This is a genomic window from Kosakonia sp. CFBP8986 (assembly GCF_034044935.1).
GTDB lineage: Bacteria > Pseudomonadota > Gammaproteobacteria > Enterobacterales > Enterobacteriaceae > Kosakonia > Kosakonia cowanii.
In genome coordinates, this window is record NZ_JAXCXB010000006.1 from 261,269 (window position 1) to 283,809 (window position 22,541).

General features: G+C 56.8%; 23 protein-coding genes. 11 read left to right on the plus strand and 12 right to left on the minus strand.

Annotated elements, in window-relative coordinates; all coding sequences use genetic code 11:
- Window positions 1–32 precede the first annotated feature (32 nt).
- The 7 genes from yczE (at window position 33) to SOM48_RS16040 (ending at window position 7,270) form a co-directional block, all read left to right on the plus strand.
- Window positions 33–644: a membrane protein YczE gene (gene yczE, locus SOM48_RS16010; RefSeq protein WP_083699384.1), complete on the plus strand. Its 612-nt coding sequence runs from the start codon at window positions 33–35 to the stop codon at window positions 642–644.
- 87 nt (window positions 645–731) lie between these two features.
- On the plus strand, window positions 732–1,277 hold the full coding sequence (locus tag SOM48_RS16015) for a GNAT family N-acetyltransferase (RefSeq protein WP_128483493.1): 546 nt from the start codon (window positions 732–734) through the stop codon (window positions 1,275–1,277).
- 236 nt (window positions 1,278–1,513) lie between these two features.
- Complete coding sequence (locus tag SOM48_RS16020) at window positions 1,514–1,765, plus strand: hypothetical protein (RefSeq protein ID WP_023478273.1); 252 nt, start codon at window positions 1,514–1,516, stop codon at window positions 1,763–1,765.
- Window positions 1,762–1,980, plus strand: a complete 219-nt coding sequence (locus tag SOM48_RS16025; RefSeq protein ID WP_023478265.1) for a hypothetical protein — start codon at window positions 1,762–1,764, stop codon at window positions 1,978–1,980. Before SOM48_RS16020 ends, SOM48_RS16025 begins: the two co-directional genes overlap by 4 nt.
- A 213-nt stretch (window positions 1,981–2,193) precedes the next feature.
- Window positions 2,194–3,273: a LacI family DNA-binding transcriptional regulator gene (locus tag SOM48_RS16030; protein WP_128483492.1), complete on the plus strand. Its 1,080-nt coding sequence runs from the start codon at window positions 2,194–2,196 to the stop codon at window positions 3,271–3,273.
- Between the two features lie 103 nt (window positions 3,274–3,376).
- Window positions 3,377–6,448, plus strand: coding sequence for a beta-galactosidase (locus tag SOM48_RS16035; protein ID WP_320512308.1), 3,072 nt, complete (start codon window positions 3,377–3,379; stop codon window positions 6,446–6,448).
- A gap of 105 nt (window positions 6,449–6,553) precedes the next feature.
- Window positions 6,554–7,270 (plus strand): GntR family transcriptional regulator, encoded by a 717-nt coding sequence (locus SOM48_RS16040; protein WP_042712883.1) that lies wholly within the window; start codon window positions 6,554–6,556, stop codon window positions 7,268–7,270.
- A gap of 1 nt (window position 7,271) precedes the next feature.
- On the opposite strand, the gene SOM48_RS16045 is transcribed toward SOM48_RS16040, so the two are convergent.
- On the minus strand, window positions 7,272–8,471 hold the full coding sequence (locus tag SOM48_RS16045; protein WP_288882662.1) for an enolase C-terminal domain-like protein: 1,200 nt from the start codon (window positions 8,469–8,471) through the stop codon (window positions 7,272–7,274).
- Window positions 8,472–8,748: 277 nt separating this feature from the next.
- Here SOM48_RS16045 and SOM48_RS16050 point away from each other — a divergent pair, with 277 nt between their 5' ends.
- Window positions 8,749–10,119, plus strand: a complete 1,371-nt coding sequence (locus SOM48_RS16050) for a PTS transporter subunit EIIC (protein ID WP_076769492.1) — start codon at window positions 8,749–8,751, stop codon at window positions 10,117–10,119.
- A gap of 2 nt (window positions 10,120–10,121) precedes the next feature.
- On the opposite strand, the gene SOM48_RS16055 is transcribed toward SOM48_RS16050, so the two are convergent.
- From SOM48_RS16055 to SOM48_RS16070, 4 genes are read right to left on the minus strand one after another with little or no spacing between them, the layout of a single operon-like run.
- Window positions 10,122–10,781, minus strand: a complete 660-nt coding sequence (locus SOM48_RS16055; RefSeq protein WP_164896969.1) for a methionine ABC transporter permease — start codon at window positions 10,779–10,781, stop codon at window positions 10,122–10,124.
- Entirely contained in the window at window positions 10,778–11,569 is a 792-nt protein-coding gene (locus tag SOM48_RS16060) for a methionine ABC transporter ATP-binding protein (RefSeq protein WP_320512309.1), read from the minus strand. Before SOM48_RS16060 ends, SOM48_RS16055 begins: the two co-directional genes overlap by 4 nt.
- Window positions 11,566–12,372, minus strand: coding sequence for a MetQ/NlpA family ABC transporter substrate-binding protein (locus SOM48_RS16065; RefSeq protein WP_128483486.1), 807 nt, complete (start codon window positions 12,370–12,372; stop codon window positions 11,566–11,568). The genes SOM48_RS16060 and SOM48_RS16065 overlap by 4 nt, the downstream gene beginning before the upstream one ends.
- Window positions 12,373–12,394: 22 nt before the next feature.
- The gene (locus SOM48_RS16070) at window positions 12,395–13,423 is read right to left on the minus strand and encodes an isopenicillin N synthase family dioxygenase (RefSeq protein ID WP_320512310.1); all 1,029 of its coding nucleotides are present in this window, start codon (window positions 13,421–13,423) and stop codon (window positions 12,395–12,397) included.
- 261 nt (window positions 13,424–13,684) lie between these two features.
- Between SOM48_RS16070 and SOM48_RS16075 the strand changes: the two genes are divergently transcribed.
- Window positions 13,685–13,945, plus strand: coding sequence for a type B 50S ribosomal protein L31 (locus SOM48_RS16075; protein ID WP_320512311.1), 261 nt, complete (start codon window positions 13,685–13,687; stop codon window positions 13,943–13,945).
- A gap of 3 nt (window positions 13,946–13,948) precedes the next feature.
- Window positions 13,949–14,089 (plus strand): type B 50S ribosomal protein L36, encoded by a 141-nt coding sequence (ykgO, locus tag SOM48_RS16080; RefSeq protein ID WP_023478279.1) that lies wholly within the window; start codon window positions 13,949–13,951, stop codon window positions 14,087–14,089.
- Here ykgO and SOM48_RS16085 read toward each other — a convergent pair.
- The 7 genes from SOM48_RS16085 to acrA all read right to left on the minus strand — a co-directional run bounded on the left by SOM48_RS16085 (window position 14,086) and on the right by acrA (window position 21,682).
- Window positions 14,086–14,787, minus strand: coding sequence for a GNAT family N-acetyltransferase (locus SOM48_RS16085; protein ID WP_076769495.1), 702 nt, complete (start codon window positions 14,785–14,787; stop codon window positions 14,086–14,088). The two genes, ykgO and SOM48_RS16085, sit on opposite strands and share 4 nt — an antisense overlap.
- Window positions 14,788–14,913: 126 nt before the next feature.
- Window positions 14,914–15,417 carry a YlaC family protein gene (locus SOM48_RS16090; RefSeq protein ID WP_288882673.1) on the minus strand — a complete coding sequence of 168 codons (504 nt, stop codon included), beginning with the start codon at window positions 15,415–15,417 and terminating at the stop codon, window positions 14,914–14,916.
- Window positions 15,418–15,520: 103 nt separating this feature from the next.
- Window positions 15,521–16,087, minus strand: a complete 567-nt coding sequence (gene maa / locus SOM48_RS16095) for a maltose O-acetyltransferase (protein WP_076769496.1) — start codon at window positions 16,085–16,087, stop codon at window positions 15,521–15,523.
- A 75-nt stretch (window positions 16,088–16,162) separates the two neighbouring features.
- On the minus strand, window positions 16,163–16,381 hold the full coding sequence (locus tag SOM48_RS16100) for an HHA domain-containing protein (RefSeq protein ID WP_023478287.1): 219 nt from the start codon (window positions 16,379–16,381) through the stop codon (window positions 16,163–16,165).
- 23 nt (window positions 16,382–16,404) lie between these two features.
- The gene (gene tomB / locus SOM48_RS16105) at window positions 16,405–16,779 is read right to left on the minus strand and encodes an Hha toxicity modulator TomB (protein ID WP_023478264.1); all 375 of its coding nucleotides are present in this window, start codon (window positions 16,777–16,779) and stop codon (window positions 16,405–16,407) included.
- Between the two features lie 531 nt (window positions 16,780–17,310).
- A complete protein-coding gene (gene acrB / locus SOM48_RS16110; protein ID WP_076769497.1) occupies window positions 17,311–20,460 on the minus strand; it encodes a multidrug efflux RND transporter permease subunit AcrB in 3,150 nt (1,049 codons plus the stop codon).
- A 22-nt stretch (window positions 20,461–20,482) separates the two neighbouring features.
- Window positions 20,483–21,682 (minus strand): multidrug efflux RND transporter periplasmic adaptor subunit AcrA, encoded by a 1,200-nt coding sequence (gene acrA, locus SOM48_RS16115; RefSeq protein ID WP_023478291.1) that lies wholly within the window; start codon window positions 21,680–21,682, stop codon window positions 20,483–20,485.
- 142 nt (window positions 21,683–21,824) lie between these two features.
- On the opposite strand from acrA, the gene acrR reads away from it, so the two are divergent.
- Window positions 21,825–22,478, plus strand: coding sequence for a multidrug efflux transporter transcriptional repressor AcrR (acrR, locus tag SOM48_RS16120; protein WP_076769499.1), 654 nt, complete (start codon window positions 21,825–21,827; stop codon window positions 22,476–22,478).
- The last annotated feature ends 63 nt before the right edge of the window (window positions 22,479–22,541 follow it).

Sequence of the window (22,541 nt, forward strand, 5' to 3'; positions counted from 1 at the left end):
AAGATGGAAGCCTGTCCAAACGGAGAAGATCTATGCTGCGTCGATTACTGCAACTCTATTTCGGGTTATCCCTTTACGGCCTCTCTACCGCCATGTTTGTGCGCGCCGATCTCGGTGCCGATCCGTGGAATGTCTTTCACCTTGGCGTGGCGAAACTGCTGGCGCTGGATATCGGCACGGTGATGATCGCCACCGGCGCGCTGGTGCTGCTGCTGTGGATCCCGCTGCGCCAGCGCCCCGGGCTTGGCACCATCAGTAATGTGGTGGTGTTAGGCCTGGCAGCCGATGCCGCGCTCTCCGTCATCCCGACGCTGAGTGACATACTGCCGCGCAGCGGGCTGCTGGCGGGCGCCATCGTGGTTAATGCGATTGCCACGGCGATGTATATCGGTGCCGGGTTTGGCTCCGGCCCGCGCGACGGGTTGATGACCGGGGTACATGCGCGCACGGGCTGGTCGGTGCGCAGCATCCGTACCGTGATTGAGCTGTCGGTGCTGCTGATTGGCTGGCTGCTGGGCGGCACGCTCGGCGTCGGCACGGTGCTCTATGCGCTGACCATCGGCCCGCTGATCCAGCTCTGCCTGCCGTGGTTTCGCTTCGCACCGCGCCCCGTTCCCGTCGCAGAAGTAAAACCTGCCGCTTAGCCATTTTTGTCAGGTTTACAGGCAGATGAAGTTAAGGGATGCTGAGTTATCACAGGCCGACGCTTTCGGCCTGAAGGGAGAGAGCCTATGACCACACCCATTCTGGAGACCGAAAGATTACGCCTGCTACCGCTGGTATCTGCCGATGCTGAGCAGATCCAGCGCATTTTTCCGCGCTGGGAGATCGTGCGTTACCTGATTGCCAGCGTGCCGTGGCCCTACCCGGAAGGTGCCGCGCAGCACTATGTTGATAACGTCGCGCTGGCGGCGAGCCGCGCCGGTGAAGGCTGGTTCTGGACGCTGCGTCGTAAAGAGGATGAGCGCGAGTTAATGGGCGTTATCTGCCTGATGAACACGCCTGATAACAACCGTGGTTTCTGGCTGGCACCGGAGTGGCAGGGGCAGGGCTATATGCGCGAAGCGTGCCACGCAGTGACCGATTACTGGTTCAATGGCCTGAAGCGCGAGGTGCTGCGCGCGCCAAAAGCGGTGGCTAACGAGCGGTCGAGAAAGATTTCGCACAGCAGCGGTATGCGGCTGGTTCGCCGCCAGCCAGGCCACTATGTGGCGGGCGAGTTAGAGACCGAGTTGTGGGAGATCACCCGCGACGACTGGAACCGCCTGTACGGCTGAGCCCCGCGCCGACAGCCCACCCGGGCTGTCAATTATTTATCTCTTCTAAGTAATTTCTCACCCATATATTAAAATTGTCATAATAATGAAATATTAATTTAATATTTATGTCATCTTTCTCGTGCAAATTATTTATGGGGTATTTCGGCTTGTTATATTTCTGAAATATATTTGTGGATCGGCTACCTAAGTTCGTGTATTAATTAGCGTGTTTATTCACACCAGAAGGGATAATCATGACCAGCGCTGTATTAAACGTAAGAATTGATGAAGCGTTAAAAGAGAAACTTCGCCATTATGCTGAAGTCAACAATGAGAATTTAGGCTCGGCAACGCAAAAGCTTCTGCTGCTGGCGTTTGAGGCGGTGGAAGAGGAGAGCGTATCAGAGGAAGAGGTCGACAGCCAGCACACGGAAGAAGAGAGCGCAACGCCACTTACAACCAAAGAAATCAAAGCACTACGCAAACTTCTGAAGAAGAGAAAATGAACCAACAACTGCTTTCCATCGCCCACAGTTACCGTGAAGCGTGCGAGCTGCTGCGCTCAGGGTTCGTCAAACAAGTTCGTCTGGACTGGAATATTGGCACAGATGAGTTCTTTCGCATTGCATCGGACTGGTGTGACGCTGGTGCGAAAATAAAAAAAGAAGGGAACAGCTTTATTATTTCACTGAAAGGATTCCCTATTCCCCGCCAGCAGTAACACACTTGTCATGAAACCATCATTTTAATTGCAAATAAAAGTGTGATGATGGTTAAAATAATAACAGCAACCATCTCAATAAGCATTAAGGATGATGTTTACGGCGAGCCGTTTGTGGCTCGTCGTTATTTCTTTTTGCTTCCCGTAACCGCGCGCAGGCAACGGGCGATGAAGCGGGTATACTGCCTAAAATTCGCAGTGGCCCGGAAGCTTATGAAAACCATCACTCTCTATGATGTCGCCCGCCATGCCGGCGTCTCTTACCAGACCGTCTCCCGCGTGATCAACGATGCGGCCCATGTCTCTGCGCGCACCCGTGAAAAGGTGCAGGCGGCGATGGCGGCGCTCCACTATGTGCCCAACCGCGGCGCGCAGCAGCTGGCGGGCAAACGCAGCAAAACCCTTGGCTTAGTGACCACCGATCTGGCGCTGCATGCACCGTCGCAAATTGCCTCGGCGGTCAAGAGCCGCGCCGGGCAGGCGGGAGCCAGCGTGATGATTTCGATGGTTGAACAGCACGATGAGCAGAGCTGCGCGGCGGCGCTGCAGGAATTGCTGGCGCAGAGGGTGGAGGGGGTGCTGATTAACGTCCCGCTCGACGATGCGCTGGCGCAGCAGCTGGCGGCGCAGGCTGCACCGGTGCCGGTGCTGTTTCTCGATGTCAGCGACACGGCGTCGGTCAACAGCCTGGTGTTTGATGCCGCTCAGGGCGCGCGCCTTGGGGTTGAGCACCTGCGGGCGTTGGGGCACCAGCGCATTGCGCTGCTCGGCGGGCCGGAGAGCTCGGTTTCGGCACGCGCACGCTTTAGCGGCTGGCTGGCGGCGCTGGAGGAAGCAAAGCTGTCTCCCTTCGCCTGCGCGCACGGCGACTGGAGCGCGGCCTCCGGGTTTGAAAAAGCGCAGCGCTTACTCGCCGGGCCGCAACTACCGCAGGCGGTGCTGGTGGCAAACGATCAGATGGCGCTTGGCGTACTGCGCGCCTGCGCGGCAAAAGGCATTGCCGTCCCGGAGCAGATCTCGGTGGTTGGTTATGACGATACCGACGACAGTGCCTGGTTTTCGCCACCGCTCACCACCGTGCGACAGGCGTTCAAAGAGGCGGGCACGCGTAGCGTTGACTGGCTGCTGGATAACCAGGCGCAGGGCGACGGCTTTTGCCAGATACGCCTGCCGGTCACTCTGGTCGGGCGCTACTCCAGCGCACCGCTGTCGCAGCAAAAAGAGAGCGGTGAAGCGCTGGCCCGGCGTCTGCAACAGCTGGCGGAGCAGGTGGCTTTACTCAATCGCCGCTAAGCTTTTGTGATCCTCTTCGCTTTCAGCCGCTCTGCGCCTTTACCTGCGGCCCGGTTTGCGCCATTGTGCTAAAAATTGTGAGCGCTTCGCAAAAGAGGTTGTTATGCCATCTACCCTTGCTTCATTACTCTCCCGTCGCGACTGGGAAAATCCGGTTGTCACCCAGTGGCATCGCCTGGCGGCACATGCCCCAATGCGCAGCTGGCGCGATGAAACCGCCGCGCGGGATGAAGCGGAATCACCCTCGCATCGCTCGTTGAACGGCCTGTGGCAATTTAGTTTTTTCGCCTCGCCGGAAGCGGTGCCTGAGCAGTGGCTGGCGCACGATTGCGCCGATGCTGTGGCAATGCCGGTGCCCTCCAACTGGCAGATGCAGGGCTTCGATACGCCGATCTATACCAATGTGACCTATCCGATCCCCGTTAACCCGCCGTTTGTTCCGCAGCAGAACCCAACCGGTTGTTACTCGCTCACATTTGAGGTAGACGCTGAGGCGATCGCCGAGGGGCAGACGCGGATTGTGTTCGACGGCGTTAACTCTGCTTTCCATCTCTGGTGCAACGGGCAGTGGGTCGGTTATTCGCAGGATAGCCGCCTGCCAGCGGAGTTCGATCTCAGCGCGGTGCTGCGTGCAGGCGAAAACCGTCTGGCGGTGATGGTGCTGCGCTGGTGCGACGGCAGTTATCTCGAAGATCAGGATATGTGGCGCATGAGCGGCATCTTCCGCGACGTCTCGCTGCAACATAAACCGGCGCTGCACATTGCCGATTACCACTACACCACTGCGCTCAACGCGGAGTTTACCCGCGCAAGCGTGCAGGTGGCGGTGGAACTGGCAGGCGAGTTTGCCGGATCGCGCGTGACGGCGGTGCTGTGGCACAATGGCGAAAAGATTGCCTCTGGCGAACAGACGCCCGGCAGCGCGGTGGTCGATGAGCGCGGCAGCTGGGCGGAGCGCCTGAGCCTGACGTTGCCAGTTGAGTCGCCGCTGCTCTGGAGCGCGGAGACGCCGAACCTCTATCGCCTGACGCTGACGCTTTGCGATGAAGAGGGCAACTGCGTGGAAGTTGAAGCCTGCGATGTCGGCTTCCGCCACGTTGAGATCCATCAGGGCTTATTGAAACTGAACGGCCAGCCGCTGCTGATCCGCGGCGTTAACCGCCACGAGCACCACCCGGAGCACGGCCAGGCGGTCGATGAAGCGACCATGCGGCGCGATATTGAGCTGATGAAGCAGCACAACTTCAACACCGTGCGCTGCTCCCACTATCCTAACCACCCGCTCTGGTATCGCCTCTGCGATCGCTACGGTCTCTATGTGGTGGATGAGGCCAACATTGAAACGCATGGCATGGTGCCGATGAGCCGCCTGGCGGATGATCCGCGCTGGCTGCCAGCGATGAGCGAGCGCGTGACGCGCATGGTGCAGCGCGACCGCAACCATCCGTCGATCATCATCTGGTCGCTGGGCAATGAGTCCGGGCATGGCGCGAATCACGATGCGCTTTACCGCTGGCTGAAGAGCACCGATCCAACGCGCCCGGTACAGTACGAAGGGGGCGGGGCGAACACCGCAGCGACGGATATCATCTGCCCGATGTATGCCCGCGTCGACCAGGATCAACCTTTTCCGCAGGTACCGAAGTGGTCGATCAAAAAGTGGATTGGCCTGCCGGAGGAGACCCGGCCGCTGATCCTCTGTGAATATGCCCATGCGATGGGCAACAGCTTTGGCGGTTTCGCCAAATACTGGCAGGCGTTTCGCGCCGCGCCGCGTTTGCAGGGCGGCTTTGTCTGGGACTGGGTTGACCAGGCACTGACAAAAATTGGCGAAGACGGGCAGCCCTTCTGGGCCTACGGCGGTGATTTTGGCGATACGCCGAATGACCGACAGTTCTGCATGAACGGGCTGGTTTTCCCGGATCGCACCCCGCACCCGGCGCTGTTCGAAGCGCAGCGCGCGCAGCAGTTCTTCCAGTTCTCTCTGCTTAGCTCTTCACCGCTAACTATGGAAGTGACCAGCGAATACCTGTTCCGCACCAGCGATAACGAAGTGCTGCGCTGGCGCGTCGAGCGCGACGGCGAGGTGCTGGCGCAGGGCGAAACCGCGCTAGTCATTGCCCCGCAGGGCAAGGTGCAGATTGCGCTGGATTTGCCGGAGCTGACCGCTGCGCCGGGCGAAGTGTGGCTTAACGTTGAGGTTTATCAGCGCGAGGCGACGGCCTGGTCTGCGGCCTGGCATCGCTGTGCCTGGGATCAGTGGCGCTTACCTGCACCACTCTATTTTGCGGCGCCTGGTGAACAGGGCGAGCGACCGACGCTCGAGGTCAGTAATGAAACCTACACCGTTACGCAGGGCAACCAGCGCTGGGCCTTCTGCCGCCAACGCGGAGATCTGGTGCAGTGGTGGCGCGACGGGCAGGAGACGCTGCTGACACCGGTGACCGACTGTTTTACCCGCGCACCGCTCGATAACGATATCGGCGTCAGTGAAGTGACGCGCATCGATCCCAATGCCTGGGTGGAGCGCTGGAAAGCGGCGGGAATGTACGATCTTCACGCCGAGCTGTTGAGCTTTGAGGTGCAGGAGAGCGCACAACAGGTGACGCTGCGCACGATTCACCGCTGGATCGGTGCCGGGAAAAGCGCCTTTATCAGCGAGAAAACGTGGCGGATTGATAGGACCGACGGGTTACAGGCCGATATTGAGGTGGTGGTGGCAAATGATATTCCGCCGCCTGCGCGCATCGGGCTGGTGTGCCAGTTGGCTGAGCGCCCGGCAGAGGTGAGCTGGCTCGGTCTTGGCCCCCATGAAAACTACCCTGACCGTAAACTCTCGGCCTGCCAGGGGCGCTGGACACAGCCGCTGGCGGCGCTGCATACGCCCTATATCTTCCCCGGCGAAAATGGCCTGCGCTGCGACACCCGGCTGTTGCAGTGTGGCGCGCATCAGCTGGAGGGGCAGTTCCACTTCTCCCTCGGCTGCTACAGCGACATCCAACTGCGGGAGACGACGCACCACCATCTGCTGCGCGAAGAGGCGGGCTGCTGGCTGCATCTCGACGCCTTCCATATGGGCGTCGGCGGGGATGACTCCTGGAGCCCGAGCGTCTCGCCGGAGTTTATTTTGCAGCAGGAGCGGGTGCGTTACCGCTTGCGCTGGCAGCAGGCGTAGACGCCGGTTCCGCGCCGGGCATGTTGTTCCCGCACGACATCGGGTATCTTTACCGGTCTGTGGCTATAACATGCGCCGGTGGCGGTTCGCGTGGGGAAGGGGTGGATGAAGAAAAAAGAGTTCGTCACGCAGGATCTGCTCAGCAAAATTTACCAGAACAGTGCGCCAGGCCCGCGCAAACTCCCCCCGGAGCGGCAGCTGGCGCAGGAGTATGGCGTGTCGCGCTTCACCATCCGCCAGGCGCTGGAGAAGCTTGCCAGCATCGGCGTGGTGCGCATTGTGCAGGGCTCCGGCATCTGGATTAATGAGCAGGCGCGCAACAACCCGCTGGTCTACAACTCGATCACCGAGAAGCGTTTCGATCAGATCCGCTTTCGCATGGTAAGCCTGCATAAGAAGCGGCCGAACCGCGACGAGCAGCAGATCTTTGGCCTGAGCGATGAGAGCTTTATCTGGCAGTTTTGCCGCCTGCGCTTTGTCGATGAGCAGGCGGTGCAGATTGAGATTTCCCGTATGCCGGTGGAGGGGTTTGCCGATCTCAATCAGCAGGTGATTGAGCGCTCACTTCAACAATATGTATTAAGCAAGGGGTATCAAATTTCCCATCTGCTCACCACCTACCGCGCGGTGAACGTCAGCCGCGAGCAGGCCGCGCTGCTCGGCTGTAAAAAGGGCAGCCCGGCGATGCACATCAGCAACCGCGGCATTCTCGAAGGCGGCCAGGTCTACGAGATCAGCGACATTATCGATATCAACTACAGCTGTACCTATGTCATCCCGCATAACCGCGAAAACCTGACCTTCCGCCAGGGCGGCGGCTGAATTACGGCGTGTGCATGGTGCCGTCGGTGAGGCGGCTCTGCGTCCACTCATGGGGGCGGTAAGTGACGGGCCAGGCGCGCGCCTCCTCTTCATTAAACCCAACGCCGATGCCCGGTTTTTCCGGCGCATAGACAAAGCCTGCTTTCACCTGCGGCGCGCCAGGGAAGACCGCATCCGTGGTGGCGGAGCGCGGGATATACTCCTGAATCGCGGCGTTATGCAGATGGATATTGAGATGGGTATTGACCGCCACCGCGATGGGCGTCATATCGCCCGGGCCATGCCAGGCCAGGCGCACGCCGAAGGCCTGACAGAGCACCGCCAGCTTCAGCGCCGGGGTGATGCCGCCAAGCTGCGAGATATGGCAGCGGATAAAGTCGATGCGGCGGTTCACAATCAGATCGTGCCACTCCGCCGGGTTGTTAAACAGCTCGCCCATCGCCAGCGGCGCGCTGCTGTGCTGGCGCACCTGATCGAGCCAGCCGCTCTGCGCGGGCGGCAGAATATCTTCAATAAAGTAGGGCTGCCAGGGTTCCAGCTGCTTCGCCAGTTGCACCGCCTGCTGCGGGAAGAGGCGCTCATGCACGTCATGCAGAATATGCAGGCTGTCGCCATACTTCTCGCGCAGCGCTTTAAACATGGCGACGGTGTTGCGCATATACTCCTGCTGGTCAAAATAGGCGCCCGGCGTCGGGTTGTCCGGCGTTTGCAGCTGCGAAGGCGTACCGCCGTAAAAACCGAGCTGACATCGCACATGGCGATACCCCTGCGCCACAAGCTTATCGACCGAGACGAAGAGTTCGTCGAGGGTTTCACCGCTGGCGTGGCTGTAGGCGGCGATGGCATCGCGGGACTTCCCGCCCAATAGCTGATAGAGCGGCATTCCGGCGAGCTGGCCTTTGATATCCCACAGTGCCATATCAACACCGGAGATGGCGTTATTAAGGATCGGGCCGTTACGCCAGTAGGCGTTGACGCTCATCATCTGCCACAGATCTTCAATGTTATTGGCATCACGACCAATCAGCAGCGGCTTCAGGTACTCATCCACCACCGTTTTGACCGCCAGCGGGCGCTGCTGAAAGGTCGCACAGCCATGGCCGATGACACCTTTATCGGTTGTTACCCGCACGACGACCAGGTTATGCCTGTCGGGGCGGGTAATAAAACAGTCGATATTCTGGATAAGCGTTGGCGTCACGGGAACTCCTTTACAGCGAAATATAAGCGGGGAATGGCCACTATCTTCACCCTAATTTCGCCGCGAGGTAAACGCTTTTTTCGAATAAATATTTTGGTCAGCTTTCCCCTCTTAATGTAATTAAAAACCAGACCAATTTGCGCTTTGTTGCGTTAATGAATGCTTGATAGCAGCAAAGTGTGACGGATTTCATATTTTATTGGTTTGTTTTGCTTCCTGCATTTCTCTACCCTTGATAGCAATGATCAAAACAACAACGCATCCGGCAGGAGTTTTTATGGGCACGCAAGAAGCCATCACCAATATTATTCGCCTGGTGGGCGGGCGGGATAATATTCATAACGTCTGGCACTGTATGACGCGCCTGCGCTTCTCGCTGGTGGATGACAATAAAGTGGAGCAGGCGGAGATTAAAAAAGTGCCCGGCGTGCTGGGCGCGCAGCTGCAAAGCGATCAGTTCCAGATCGTGATTGGCCCGCAGGTCAACAGTTGGTACGAGCAACTTCTCGCCGCCCTCGGCAACGCGCCGGCAGCACCGGCTGCGAAAGAGAAGGGGCGCAAAAGTCTGGTGTCGCTGTTTATGGATACGGTCTCCGGCGTCTTTGGGCCGATTGTGCCCGCCATTGCCGGGGCGGGGATGATCAAGGGGCTGCTGGCCGGGTTGATTGCCCTCAACGTCATCTCGGCGAAAAGCGATACGGTGATCGTCATCGATCTGATTGCCAGCGGCGTCTTCTACTTCCTGCCCTTTTTCCTTGCGGTCTCGGCGGCAAAAATATTCAAGACCAATGAATATTTGGCGGCAGCGGTCGCGGCCTGTCTGATGTACCCCTCGCTTATCGAGGCGGCGAAAGCGCTGGCAGCGCATCAGGAGGGGGCAGTCAGCGCCTTCTGGCTGCTTAACGCCATCCCGGTTTCCGTCTTTAACTACTCGGCAAGCGTGATCCCGGTGATCTTCTCGGTGCTGGCGCTCAGCTATATCCATCGCTGGGTGGACAGCATTATGCCGGAGGTGCTGAAGACCGTCTTTACGCCAACATTGACGCTGTTCCTCGGTGCGCTGGCGGCGCTGGTGGTGATTGGCCCCATCGGCATCTGGCTCGGCAAAGGGCTGGCGCTGTTTATTGAAGGGCTGTTCAGTATTTCGGCAAGTTTCGCCGGGCTGGTGGTGGGGGCGATTCGCCCGGTGGCGATCCTCACCGGCATGCACCACGCCATGACGCCGATTGCGCTGCAAAACTTCAGCGATCGCGGGTATGACATGCTGATGCCGATGATGTTTATGGCCAATATGGCAATTGCCGGTTCAACCTTTGCCATCTGGCGCTTGAGTAAAGATCGCCAGGAGAAGAGCGTCAGCTTGTCGGCAGCCATTTCAGCGCTGCTCGGCATTACCGAACCGGCCTTGTTTGGTGTCTTAACGCGCTACAAAAAAGCCTTTATTGCCGCCACCGTTGCCAGCTCGCTGGCCTCGGCGTTTATCGCCTTCTTCGGCGTGCGGCTCTACGGCTATATTTTGTCGAGCATCTTCAGCCTGCCGGCCTACATTGGCCCCTACTTTATCTTTGCGCTCTCCGGCGTGGCGATTGCGCTGGTGCTCTCCTTTGCGCTCACCACGCTGCTGCTGGCGAAAGAGGCGAAACAATAAGCTTAACGGCGGTGCGCCAGGCGGCGCACCAGCCTCTCTCCTGCCATCTGCACGCCCTGCACCAGCACCACCAGAATCACCACCGTCCCGACCATCACCTGGTCGTTAAAGCGTTGATAACCATAACGGATGGCAAGATCGCCCAACCCGCCGCCGCCAATAACTCCTGCCATCGATGAGAAACCAATCAGCATCACCACCGTCAGCGTAATACCCGCCAGCAGCGAGGGGAGCGCTTCGGGCAGCAGCGCTTTGCCAATCACATGCCACAGATTGCCGCCCATCGAGAGGATCGCTTCGATACGGCCATACTCCACCTCATCAAGGGCGTTTTCCGTTAAGCGCGCAAAGAAGGGAAAAGCACCAATGGTGATTGGCACAATCGCCGCCGTGCTGCCCAGCGTGGTGCCAATCAACAGGCGGGTGAAGGGGATCAGCGCAATCAGCAGCACAATAAAGGGCAGCGAGCGGCCGACATTGACGATGCTGCCGAGTACGGCATTCAGCGTCGGCATCGGTGCCAGGCCATTGCGGCGCGAGATAAATAACAGCACGCCAAGCGGCAGGCCAATCAGCACCGTAAAGAGCGCCGCCAGCCCGACCATATAGAGCGTCTCCAGCGTGCCGTTCACCAGCAGCGGCCAGAGTTCGTCCCAGCTCATGCCACCACGCATAATGGCCTCCCGTTAAAACCGTGGCGGGCAAGAAACGCCTGCTCGCTTTGCGGATCGTGTAACAGCGACTGGCGCAGCTTCGACCGTGGTGTCATCAGCAGATCGGCGATTTTTCCATCCTCAATCAGCTCGCCATCCTCCAGCAGCGCCGCGTGATCGCAGAGGGTTTTCACCACCTCCAGCTCATGGGTGATCAGCACAATCGTCAGATTGAGCTTCTGGTTGATATCCGCCAGCAGCGACAGCACCGAGGCGGTGGTTTGCGGATCGAGGGCGCTGGTCGCTTCATCGCACAGCAGCACCTGCGGTCGGGTAGCCAGCGCGCGGGCGATGCCGACGCGCTGTTTCTGCCCGCCGGAAAGCTGCGAGGGGTAAGCGTGCGCTTTATCGCTCAACCCCACCAGCCACAGCAACTCTTCGATGCGTGACTGGCGCTGCGCTTTCGGCACGTCGGCAATCTCCAGCGGCACGGCGATGTTTTGCGCCACCGTGCGGGCATGAAGAAGGTTGAAGTGCTGGAAAATCATGCCGGTACGCAGGCGGTGCGCGCGCAGCCCGGCGTTATCAAGCCGGGTGATGTCGCAGCCGTCTACGATAATGCGGCCCGCCGTGGGCCGCTCCAGCAGATTAAGGCAGCGGATCAGCGTGCTTTTTCCCGCACCGCTGCGCCCAAGGATGCCGTAGATCGCCCCCTTCGGTACGTGCAGCGAGAGATCCTTTAATGCCGGTCGGCCTGTTCCGGCATAGATTTTACTCAGCCCTTCGATGGCAATCATGACTGCGGCGCGACCGGGATCACCGAACCGTGATAACGCTTGCGAATAAACTCGGCCACCTGCGGTGAGGTGAGATCTTTCGCCAGCGCGTTGATGCGCGGATCGTTGGCAAGCTGTGGCGTGGTGACCAGAATATTGGCGTAGGGGTTATGATCCGCACTCTCCAGCCCCAGCGCATCTTTTGCCGGCGTTAGCCCCGCTTCCAGCGCATAGTTGCCGTTGATCACTGCCAAATCGACATCATCCAGCGAGCGCGGGATCTGCGGTGATTCGATCTCAAGGATCTTCAGGTGCTTAGGATTTTCAGCGATGTTTTTCGGCGTCGCCTGGGTGGTGGCCGGATCGGTAAATTTAGCGTCGAGTTTTATCAACCCCTGGCTTTGCAGCAGAAACAGCGCACGGCTGAGGTTGGTGGGGTTATTGGGCACGGCAATGGTGGCGTTATCCGGCAGCGAGGTAAAGTTTTTGTATTTGCGCGAGTAGATGCCCAGCGGCTCAATATGCACCGTTGCCGCCACGGCAAACGGCTTGCCAAGTACCTTCTCCTGATCTTTCAGGTAGGGCAGGTGCTGGAAGTAGTTGGCGTCGACGTCGCCATTTGCCAGCAGTTCGTTGGCATTCGCGCCGTTGCTCAGTTCGACAACTTGCAGATCGAGTTTCGGATCGAGGGTTTTAATGTAGTTAAGGATCTCGGCGTGCGGCACCGGATCGGCGGCGACACGTAAGGGAGCAGCCTGGGCGGCGAAGCCCGCCAGCGAGAGAGACAGTGCGGCACCTGCCAGCGTCAATGCGACATATTTCATGGTCTTTTCCTTGTAGTTAGCGTCAGGCGATCAGCTGTTCTGTGCGGCTGCGCAGCACATCGCGGTAGTAGCGTTCCGCCACGTCCGGGTGGGATCGCAGGCGGCCTTTCAGGTAGTTCCAGCCCACATCACGCAGAAGCGGGTTGAGCGGATCGCTCTCCGGCCCGCGCGCCTCCTCTGCCAGATGAGGGGGAAGGGTATAGAGCGGCACATTGGCTTCCAGCTGCGCGCCGAGGAAAAAGGCGATGGAGAGGCGCTCGCGATCCGCTGGCGGGGAAACCACCCGGTGCACCGTGGCGCGCAGATAGCCGTTGGTCGCCAGCTCAAGCAGTTCGCCGATATTGACCACGAAGCTGCCAGCCCGCGGCGCGGCGTCGATCCAGCGATCGGGTGCGACCTCGACCTGTAACCCTTTTTGCTCATCCTGCAGCAGGAAACTGAGGAAACCGGAATCTTTATGCGCCCCGACGCCCTGCGCGCTCTGCGTGGCGTGCTGGCCGGGATAGCGGATCAGTTTGATGTGCTCGTTAGGCTTGCTGCCATACAGCGTGTCGAACGCATCGGCGGGAAGTTGTAGCGCTTCGGCAAAGGCGCGCAGCAGGCGCAGCGCCATCGATGTCATGGCACGCTGCCAGTTGAGCAGGGCCGGCTTCAGCGTCGGTAAGGCGTCTGGCCATAAATTCGGCCCCTGTAACCGCCGCCAGCGCGGATCGCTGTCGCTCAGTAACAGCGCCGGGCGCTCGGCGCCGATATCGAACTGTTCACGCCAGTCTGGCTGGCCGCGGGTGATCTCCGATGCGGCGCGGTTGTAGCCGCGAAAGTGGGGCGAGTGGATCATCGCTACCTGCTCTTTTTGCGCCTCGGTGAGGGCGAAAAAGCGGCGCGCTTCACGCTGCACGGCATTCTGTAAAGCGTCATCGACGCCGTGGTTAATCAGGTAGAAAAAGCCGATGTCGCGCGCGGCGTGGCGCAGGTCGGCGAGGAAGGCATCGCGTTCAGCGCTGCTGGTATAACGGGCGAGATCGAGAACCGGTAAGGTGGCTGCGTTCACTGTTTTCTCCGCAAATAGTCGATAAAGGGGGATGTGTCAGGTTCGGGGTTGGGCGGCAACAACAACGCATGATCGTCTCCTGTTAGCGGGTTTAACTCAGCTTGCCTCAGGCGAGAAAATTGAACCAATAACCTTCTTTTCTAATTTATGACCGCGCAGGATCATGTGCTTTTGCGAAAAACGCATAACGCGCGCTGCTTGAAATGGCGACACATCTCCGATAGACTTTTGTTATGTTATAACAAAACAGATGAGTAAATTATGCGACCTGATATCCATCCCCATTACCGCACCGTGGTGTTTCACGACACCAGCGCCAACGAATACTTCAAAGTGGGTTCGACCATCCGAACGGATCGGGAAATTGAGCTTGAAGGGGTGAAATATCCCTATATCACCATTGAGGTCTCGTCTGCGTCGCACCCTTACTACACCGATAAGCAGAAAGTGATCTCCAGTGAAGGCAGCGCGGCGCGGTTCCAGCAGCGCTATGGCCGGTTCTTTAACGATAAGAAGGCGTAAACCATGCAGGTACTCAATTCATTGCGCAGCGCAAAGCAACGCCACCCTGACTGCCAGATTGTCCGGCGCAAGGGGCGTATCTATGTGATTTGCAAATCGAACCCGCGCTTTAAAGCGGTGCAGGGTAAGAAGAAGAGACGTTAAGCGCGAAGCGATGCCAGCGAAGCGCGCTGCTTGCCGTCGGGGGTAAAGTTATCGGCGGCAAGCCAGCGTTGCAGCGCCTGGTCAACGGCGGGCCACTCGCCATCAATAATCGAAAACCAGTCCGTATCGCGGTTATGCCCTTTACGCACCATCGCCTGGCGAAAGCGCCCCTCAAACTGAAAACCTAACCGCAGTGCCGCCTGGCGCGACGGTTCATTCAGGCTGTGGCACTTCCACTCATAGCGGCGATAGCCGAGCGTGCTAAAGGCATAACGCATTAACAGCCAGTGCGCTTCCGTCGACGCAGGCGTGCGGCTGAGCAGCGGCGAAAAATGCACGTGTCCTACCTCCATCACCCCATTCTCCGTATCAATACGCATCAGCGCCAGGCTGCCGACCGGTTTGCCGGTGCGCAGATCGATCACCGCAAAATGGATGGGATCGCGCAGCGCACAGTTGCTCTCAACCCAGTGCAGATACTCCGCTTCGTTTTGTTCCGGCTCGCGGGTGAGCCAGGTCCAGCTTCGGTTATCCGGCGCCTGCTGGTGCGCCTGAAACAGCGCGGCAGCATGATCGACGTTAAGCGGTTCAAGGCGGCAGAAACGGCCTTCAAAAGTGAGACGTTGCGGAAAAGGGCGGGGCTGCCAGTCGGGCAGGGCTTCGCCGACAGGTTGTTGATATTGATTCAGCTGAGTCATCGTTTCTCCTTGAGAAGGCGGGTGGCGGTCGGTTTTTATCAGACCACAAATCGCAAAGGAGAGATATTCCTGAAAAAGAGGGAGGAAAGGAGCGTGCCGCGCTGCTACGCGCGGCAGCATGCCTGCTTAACCGGCAGAGTGCTGAGCCACAGACGCAGTGGGTTGCGCAGAGGCCGGGCGGGTGAGGGTGTAAATGTCATAAAACGACAGATCGCCCTTACGCGTGATCATCTTTTCCAGCTGAGATTTCTCTTCAGCGCTGACTTTCGGCGACTGCATAATGGCGTCGATCAGGCTTTGCGGCACAAAGCGGGTGTTATACCACTCGCCGTTGTAGCAGACGCGGAAGTCGAGCACGTCGATATCTTCAAAGCGATAACGCGGGTAAACATCAAAGAAGAAGAAACCGTTCAGGACGATGAAAAGCACCACCAGCAGCCAGACGGAGCCGATAAGGGTGTCGGACAGCAGCATCACCGCCAGGGTCGCAAAGAAGGCGAGATACATGCCGATAAACAGACCCGGATGGTTGCGAATAAAACTGATGCTGAAGCGCGGTCGGTTGTCCCGTTTCTCGCGCTGGTTGATCTCTTCAATCGTTTCGGTGAGCAGCCGCTGTATTTCTGTCATCTTGGGCCTTTATTGATACTGATTTGCAGGTGGACACGCTATTTTAAGTTGCCGTCCAGTGTGAAAAAAGTAACAGTTTTGCCACAAAAAAAGATAACAGTTACTAAACGGTTGCTTCGGTCAGATGTTTGATAATACGTGCCGGGTTGCCGCCGACGACCACATTGGCAGGTACATCTTTCACCACCACCGCGCCGGAGGCAATCACTGCATTATCGCCGATGGTAACGCCCGGATTAATCACCGCGCGTCCGCCAATCCACACATTGTGACCAATCGTGACCGGCTTACCATATTCCACGCCACTGTTTCGCTCGACAGCATCAAGCGGGTGCGTCGCCGTATAGATATGAACGCCCGGGGCCAGCATGCAGTTATCGCCAATATGAATCGGGCAGACATCCAGCATTACGCAATCGAAATTAGCGTAAAAGCTTTCGCCAAGAAAAATATTGTAACCGTAGTCGCAGCGGAAAGTGGGCTCGATATAAGCCCCTTCGCTCTGCCCGAGCAGATCGGCAAGAATCGCTTTACGTTCTGCTTTTTCATCGGGGCTGGAGTGATTGTAACGGTGCAGCAGCTGCCGCGCGCGCAGCCGATCGGCGCGCAGAGTGTCGTCGCCCGCCCGGTAGGGAAGACCGGCGATCATTTTCTGTTTTTCATCATTCATTTTTTAGAGTGTACCTGGTACGGAGGTTGAACGATTGACTGTGGCAGAAATAACATCTCTTAACATTGAGAAGAATTAGCGAACAAATTTCCACACCGACGAGGGGATTTTGTCATAAAGCTTATTCATGGTCAGTTCAGCCAGACGATGATCGGCCGCTGAATAAAACACCGTAAGCTCATCGTCGGTCAGTTCGTATTTATTTTTTTCAATAACGCGTTCGAGCGTATCAATTGATTGGCAGCGCCTTAAACGCATCAAATAATCAATTTTTGTTAATGGTTTTTCGGACATGTCTTCACCTTAGTGTTGAAAAATTAACAAGAGTGACTTACTGGATTAGCCTTGCTTACATTGTCGAAACTGCGAAACAGCTTACCGCCTGTTTTACGCCATTTCTGTAAGTCGTGTGTATTAATACCGTAACTGCTGAACAACATAAACGTGTCATCAAGGTATTCGTCGATCAATTCAATCAGTTTATTATCTTTGTCGTGCTTAATTTTATAATTCAGCGCGAAGGTTGCAATATGCTCAATCAGCTCATTTAACTGCAGGTTGATGGCTGATGTGGGATCGTTAACCCATCCATGATGGCTCTCTTCCAGATTGGCGAGGCACTCCTGGTGCAACGATTCGCAGAGAAATTTAAGCTGCGCAATATCATGCCTTTTCGGCGAGTATTCGTCCATAACGCATCCCCTTCTGAGTGGTAATTTTTTTACTAACCAAAGGCTGATTCAGGATGGGAACTTCTGCTCTGACCAGAGACATATGCTGATTTATGTTCGTTGATATAACTATAAGCCACTATGAATAGGATTTCATTGAGCTATCACGAAAAATTACAAATAATATCTTTTCCTGCGGAAAAAGCGGCGCGGCACAGAGAAAAGTAGCGATGCGAATCGTCTCATCAGGCTAAGTAAGTCAGCGGACTGCCTTACAATTCATTAAGTTAGCATGAGTCCGATTATTCCGCTTATAAGAATATTTTTCTGCCAGGATTTTTCTGACTTAAAGTAATATTAAGAGAAATTAAGATTATTACTGGAAAATATAGCACATTCGCAAATACACAGTGATTATATGCCTTAATGCTAACGCATAAATTAATCAGTTAAACAATAACGTATTTAATGATCCGATGAGTTGGAAAGCACAACGATGTAAAAAAGAAAAAGGCCGCTATGCGCGGCCTTTTCTTATATCAGCAGAGAGGATCAGTGCTGTTCAACCTTGTGGCTGTGTTCAACATCGTCGTTGCGGCGGCTGAAGCGGCGGCGAACCACCACAAAGAATACCGGAACAAAGAAGATGGCCAGCACGGTCGCGGTGATCATCCCGCCCATTACGCCAGTACCGACGGCGTTCTGCGCGCCGGAGCCCGCACCGGTACTGATAACCAGCGGCAGTACCCCAAGGATAAACGCCAGCGAGGTCATCAGAATCGGACGCAGACGCATACGGACCGCCTCAAGCGTCGCTTCAATCAGCCCTTTGCCCTCTTTATCCATCAGATCTTTGGCGAATTCGACGATAAGTATCGCGTTCTTCGCCGACAAGCCAATGGTTGTCAGCAGGCCCACCTGGAAGTAAACGTCGTTGCCAAGACCGCGGAACGTCGCCGCGAGCAGGGCACCGATAACGCCAAGCGGAACCACCAGCATCACCGAGAACGGAATCGACCAGCTCTCATAGAGCGCCGCCAGACAGAGGAAGACGACGATCAGCGAAATGGCGTACAGCGCCGGTGCCTGGTTGCCGGAGAGGCGTTCCTGATAGGACATGCCGGTCCAGTCAAACCCGATACCGGTTGGCAATTTACTTGCCAGCTGCTCCATCAGATCCATCGCTTCACCGGTACTGCGGCCCGGTGCAGCCTGGCCCAGCAGTTCCATTGACGGCAGACCGTTGTAACGCTCCAGACGCGGTGAGCCATACTCCCAGTGAGTAGTGGAGAACGCGGAGAAGGGCACCATCTGACCATCCGTTGCGCGCACATACCAGTTGCCAATATCGTTTGGCAGCATGCGGTATTGCGCCTGCGACATAACGTAAACCTTCTTCACACGACCGCGGTCGATAAAGTCGTTCACGTAGCTGCCGCCCCAGGCTGCGCCCAGCGTGGTGTTGATGTCGCTAATCGACACGCCCAGCGCCTGCGCTTTCTCCTGATCGATATCGATCTTGAACTGCGGCGTATCTTCCAGACCGTTCGGACGCACACCCACCAGCAGATCCGGATGCTGCGCAATCTCGCCAAACAGCTGGTTACGCGCCTGCGTTAACTTATCGTGACCGAGGTTAGCCTGGTCAATCAGCTGGAAGTCGAAGCCGGTCGCGGTACCCAGTTCAACAATTGCCGGCAGGTTAAAGGCGAAGACCATCGCATCTTTAATCTGCGAGAAGTGCGCGCTGGCACGACCTGCAATCGCCGGCACTTTGTTCTCCTCACCCGCACGCTCATCCCAGTTTTTCAGGGAGACGAACGCCAGACCGGTGTTCTGCCCGCGGCCCGAGAAGCCGAAGCCGTTAACGGTAAAGACCGAGTTAACGTTGGCTTTCTCATTCTCCAGGTAGTATTTCGTCACTTCGTCCAGCACCTTCTGCGTACGCTCTTGCGTCGCGCCGGCAGGCAACTGGGCCATGGTCAGAAACACGCCCTGGTCTTCATCAGGCAGGAACGAACTCGGCAGACGGACAAACAGCACCGCCATGCCCGCAACGATAACAATATAGAGCAGCAGATAACGACCGGTGCTGCGCAGGATATTGCCCACGCTGTCGGTGTAGTGATGCGTGCTCTTATCGAACATGCGGTTAAACCAGCCGAAGAAGCCTTTTTTATGCTCGCCGTGATCGCCTTTGGCGACCGGTTTCAGCATGGTGGCACAGAGTGCCGGCGTCAGGATCAACGCTACAATCACCGACAGCACCATCGCGGAAACAATGGTAATGGAGAACTGACGATAGATTGCGCCGGTAGAGCCGCCGAAGAAGGCCATCGGAATAAATACCGCCGACAGCACCAGCGCAATACCGACCAGCGCGCCCTGAATCTGATCCATCGAACGCCGGGTTGCCTCTTTTGGCGGCAGACCCTCTTCCATCATCACACGTTCGACGTTCTCCACCACCACGATGGCATCATCCACCAACAGGCCTATCGCCAGCACCATACCAAACATGGTGAGGGTGTTTATCGAGTAGCCAAAGGCGTTAAGAATGGCGAAGGTACCCAGCAGCACCACCGGCACCGCAATGGTCGGGATCAGCGTCGCGCGGAAGTTCTGTAGGAACAGATACATGACCAGGAAGACCAGTACGATCGCTTCAACCAGCGTTTTAACCACTTCGTTAATGGAGATCTTAACGAACGGGGTGGTGTCGTACGGGTAAACCACTTTCAGGCCGTGCGGGAAGAAAGGTTCGAGACCGGCAATGGTCGCGCGTACCGCTTCTGCGGTATCCAGTGCGTTAGCACCGGTCGCCAGTTTGATACCCAGACCTGCCGCCGGTTGACCGTTGTAGCGTGCGACAACGTCGTAGCTTTCGCCGCCCAGTTCAATCTTCGCCACGTCGCGCAGGCGAACCTGCGAACCATCGCTGTTCACTTTCAGCAGAATTTTGCCAAACTCGTCGGTCGAGGTGAGACGGGTCTGCGCGATGATCGAGGCGTTCAGCTGCTGCCCTTTCACCGGCGGCGTACCGCCCAACTGCCCGGCCGCGACCTGGGCGTTCTGCGCTTTAATAGCCGTGATCACGTCGACTGGCGTCAGCTGGAAGTTATTGAGCTTGTTCGGGTCCATCCAGATACGCATCGCATACTGCGCGCCGAACAGCTGAACGTCACCCACGCCGGTAGTACGGCTGACCGGATCTTTAATGGTCGCGCCCACATAGTCGGCAATATCTTCCTGCTTCATTGAGCCGTCGGTACTGATCATACCGAGCACCATCAGGAAGCTACTGGAAGATTTCTCAACGCTCACGCCCTGTTGCTGCACTTCCTGCGGCAGAAGCGGCATCGCCAGCTGCAGTTTGTTCTGCACCTGAACCTGCGCGATATCCGCATCAGTACCGGAATCAAAGGTGATGGTGATCTGGACCGTACCAGAGGAGTCACTGGTGGAGGACATATAAAGGAGGTTATCGATACCGTTCATGTTCTGTTCGATAACCTGCGTTACGGTGTCCTGCACCGTTTTCGCATCAGCACCTGGATAAGAAGCGGTGATCTGAACCGCAGGTGGCGCAATCGTTGGATACTGCGCCACCGGCAATTTGAGGATCGATAGCGCCCCCGCCAGCATGATGATAATCGCGATAACCCACGCAAATATGGGGCGATCGATAAAAAACTTAGCCATGTCTTAACGGCTCCTGTTTAAGTTAAGACTTCGGTTGCTCTGACTGGCCGTTGGCCTGGGCTTGCTCTTTCTTGTCAGATGTCACTTCCTGGGCCTTGACCTGCACGCCAGGTTTGACTTTTTGTAACCCTTCGATGATCACGCGATCGCCGCTTTTCAGGCCATCGGTAACCAGCCACTTGTCGCCAATGGCCTGGGTCGCGGTGATATTGCGGATTTCAACTTTGTCGCCTTCACCTACCACCATCGCCGTTGCGTCACCGCGCGGCGTACGGGTCACACCCTGTTGCGGAACCAGCAGGGCGTTCGGGTTAACCCCTTCTTCCAGCTTGGCGCGCACGAACATGCCCGGCAGCAGCGTGTGGTCCGGGTTCGGGAACACGGCGCGCAGGGTGATTGAACCGGTGGTCTGATCGACGGTTACGCCAGAGAACTCAAGGGTACCGGACTGGTCATACTTCATGCCGTCGTTGGTCACCAGCTCCACTTTCGCTTTGCCGTTATCCTGCTTCAGCGAGCCGTTAGCCATCTCCTGCTTGAGGCGCAGGAAATCATTGCTGGACTGGGTGACATCGACGTAGATCGGGTCAAGCTGCTGCACGGTGGTCAGCGCAGTGGTCTGCCCGCTCTGCACCAGCGCACCTTCGGTAACGGTAGAGGTACCGGTGCGGCCGCTAATTGGGGAGGTGACTTTGGTGTAAGCCAGGTTGATGCGCGCGTTCTCGACCGCAGCTTTCGCGGCGATAACCGAGGCGTTTGCCTGCTGCGCGTCTGCCTGCGCCGTATCATAATCCTGTTGGCTGATGTACTTGGTGCCCAACAGTTTCTTATAACGGTTCAGGGTCATCTGCGCGATATTCGCCGCTGCCTGCGCTTTGGCTAAATCACCTTTCGCACTGTCGTAGGCGGCCTGATAGGTCGCCGGATCAATTTGATAGAGCGAGACACCCGCTTCGACGTCACTGCCTTCGGTAAAGTTGCGCTTCAAAATAATGCCGCTAACCTGCGGACGGACTTCAGCAATGCGATATGCAGTGGTGCGACCCGGCAGCTCGGTGGTGATCTGCAGAGGTGCCGCTTTCACTGTTACCACGCCGACTTCCGGCGCCTGGCCGGCTCCCTGCTGCTGCTGTGCAGGTTTATCGTCACATCCTGTAAGCGCTAAGCTGCCCGAAAGCATCAGAACGACCGCCAGAGGCGTTAGCCCTCTGTTTATGTTCATAAGTAAACCTCGAGTGTCCGATTTCAAATTGATCAATGGATCAAAGGCCCAAAAACCCATTGCTGCGTTTATATTATGGTCGTGCTATGGTACAAACATTCACAAATGTATGTAAATCTGACTCCTGTAAATTCACCGACATATGGCACGAAAAACCAAACAACAGGCGCTTGAGACGCGACAACACATTCTTGATGTCGCCATGCGGCTGTTTTCCCGGCAGGGCGTTTCATCAACTTCGCTGGCTGAAATTGCGCAGGCGGCAGGAGTAACTCGCGGCGCGATTTACTGGCATTTCAAAAACAAGTCAGATTTGTTTAGTGAAATTTGGGAACTGTCGGAATCCAGTATTGGAGATCTTGAAACTGAGTATCGGGCAAAATTCCCTGGCGATCCACTCTCAGTATTAAGAGAAATATTGGTTTATATTCTTGAAGCCACGGTTGTTGAAGAGCGGCGTCGGCTGATGATGGAGATCATCTTCCATAAATGCGAGTTTGTCGGCGAGATGGCGGTGGTGCAGGAGGCGCAGCGCGATTTATGCCTGGAAAGTTATGACCGCATCGAAACGACGCTCACCGAATGCATTCAGGCGAAATTATTGCCCGCCAATCTTTTAACCCGCCGTGTTGCGGTGCTGATGCGCGCCTATGTCTCCGGAATTATGGAAAACTGGCTCTTTGCGCCGCAATCTTTCGATCTGAAAAAAGAGGCGCGCGCTTACGTCGCCATCCTGCTGGAGATGTGCCAGTTCTGCCCGACGCTGCGCGACGACACGCCGGCTCTCAAGGCATAAGCAGGCCGCCAGGATTTCTCCTGGAGGCCGCTCACTCTTCTAGGTAGTTGTCTGCACGCGTGA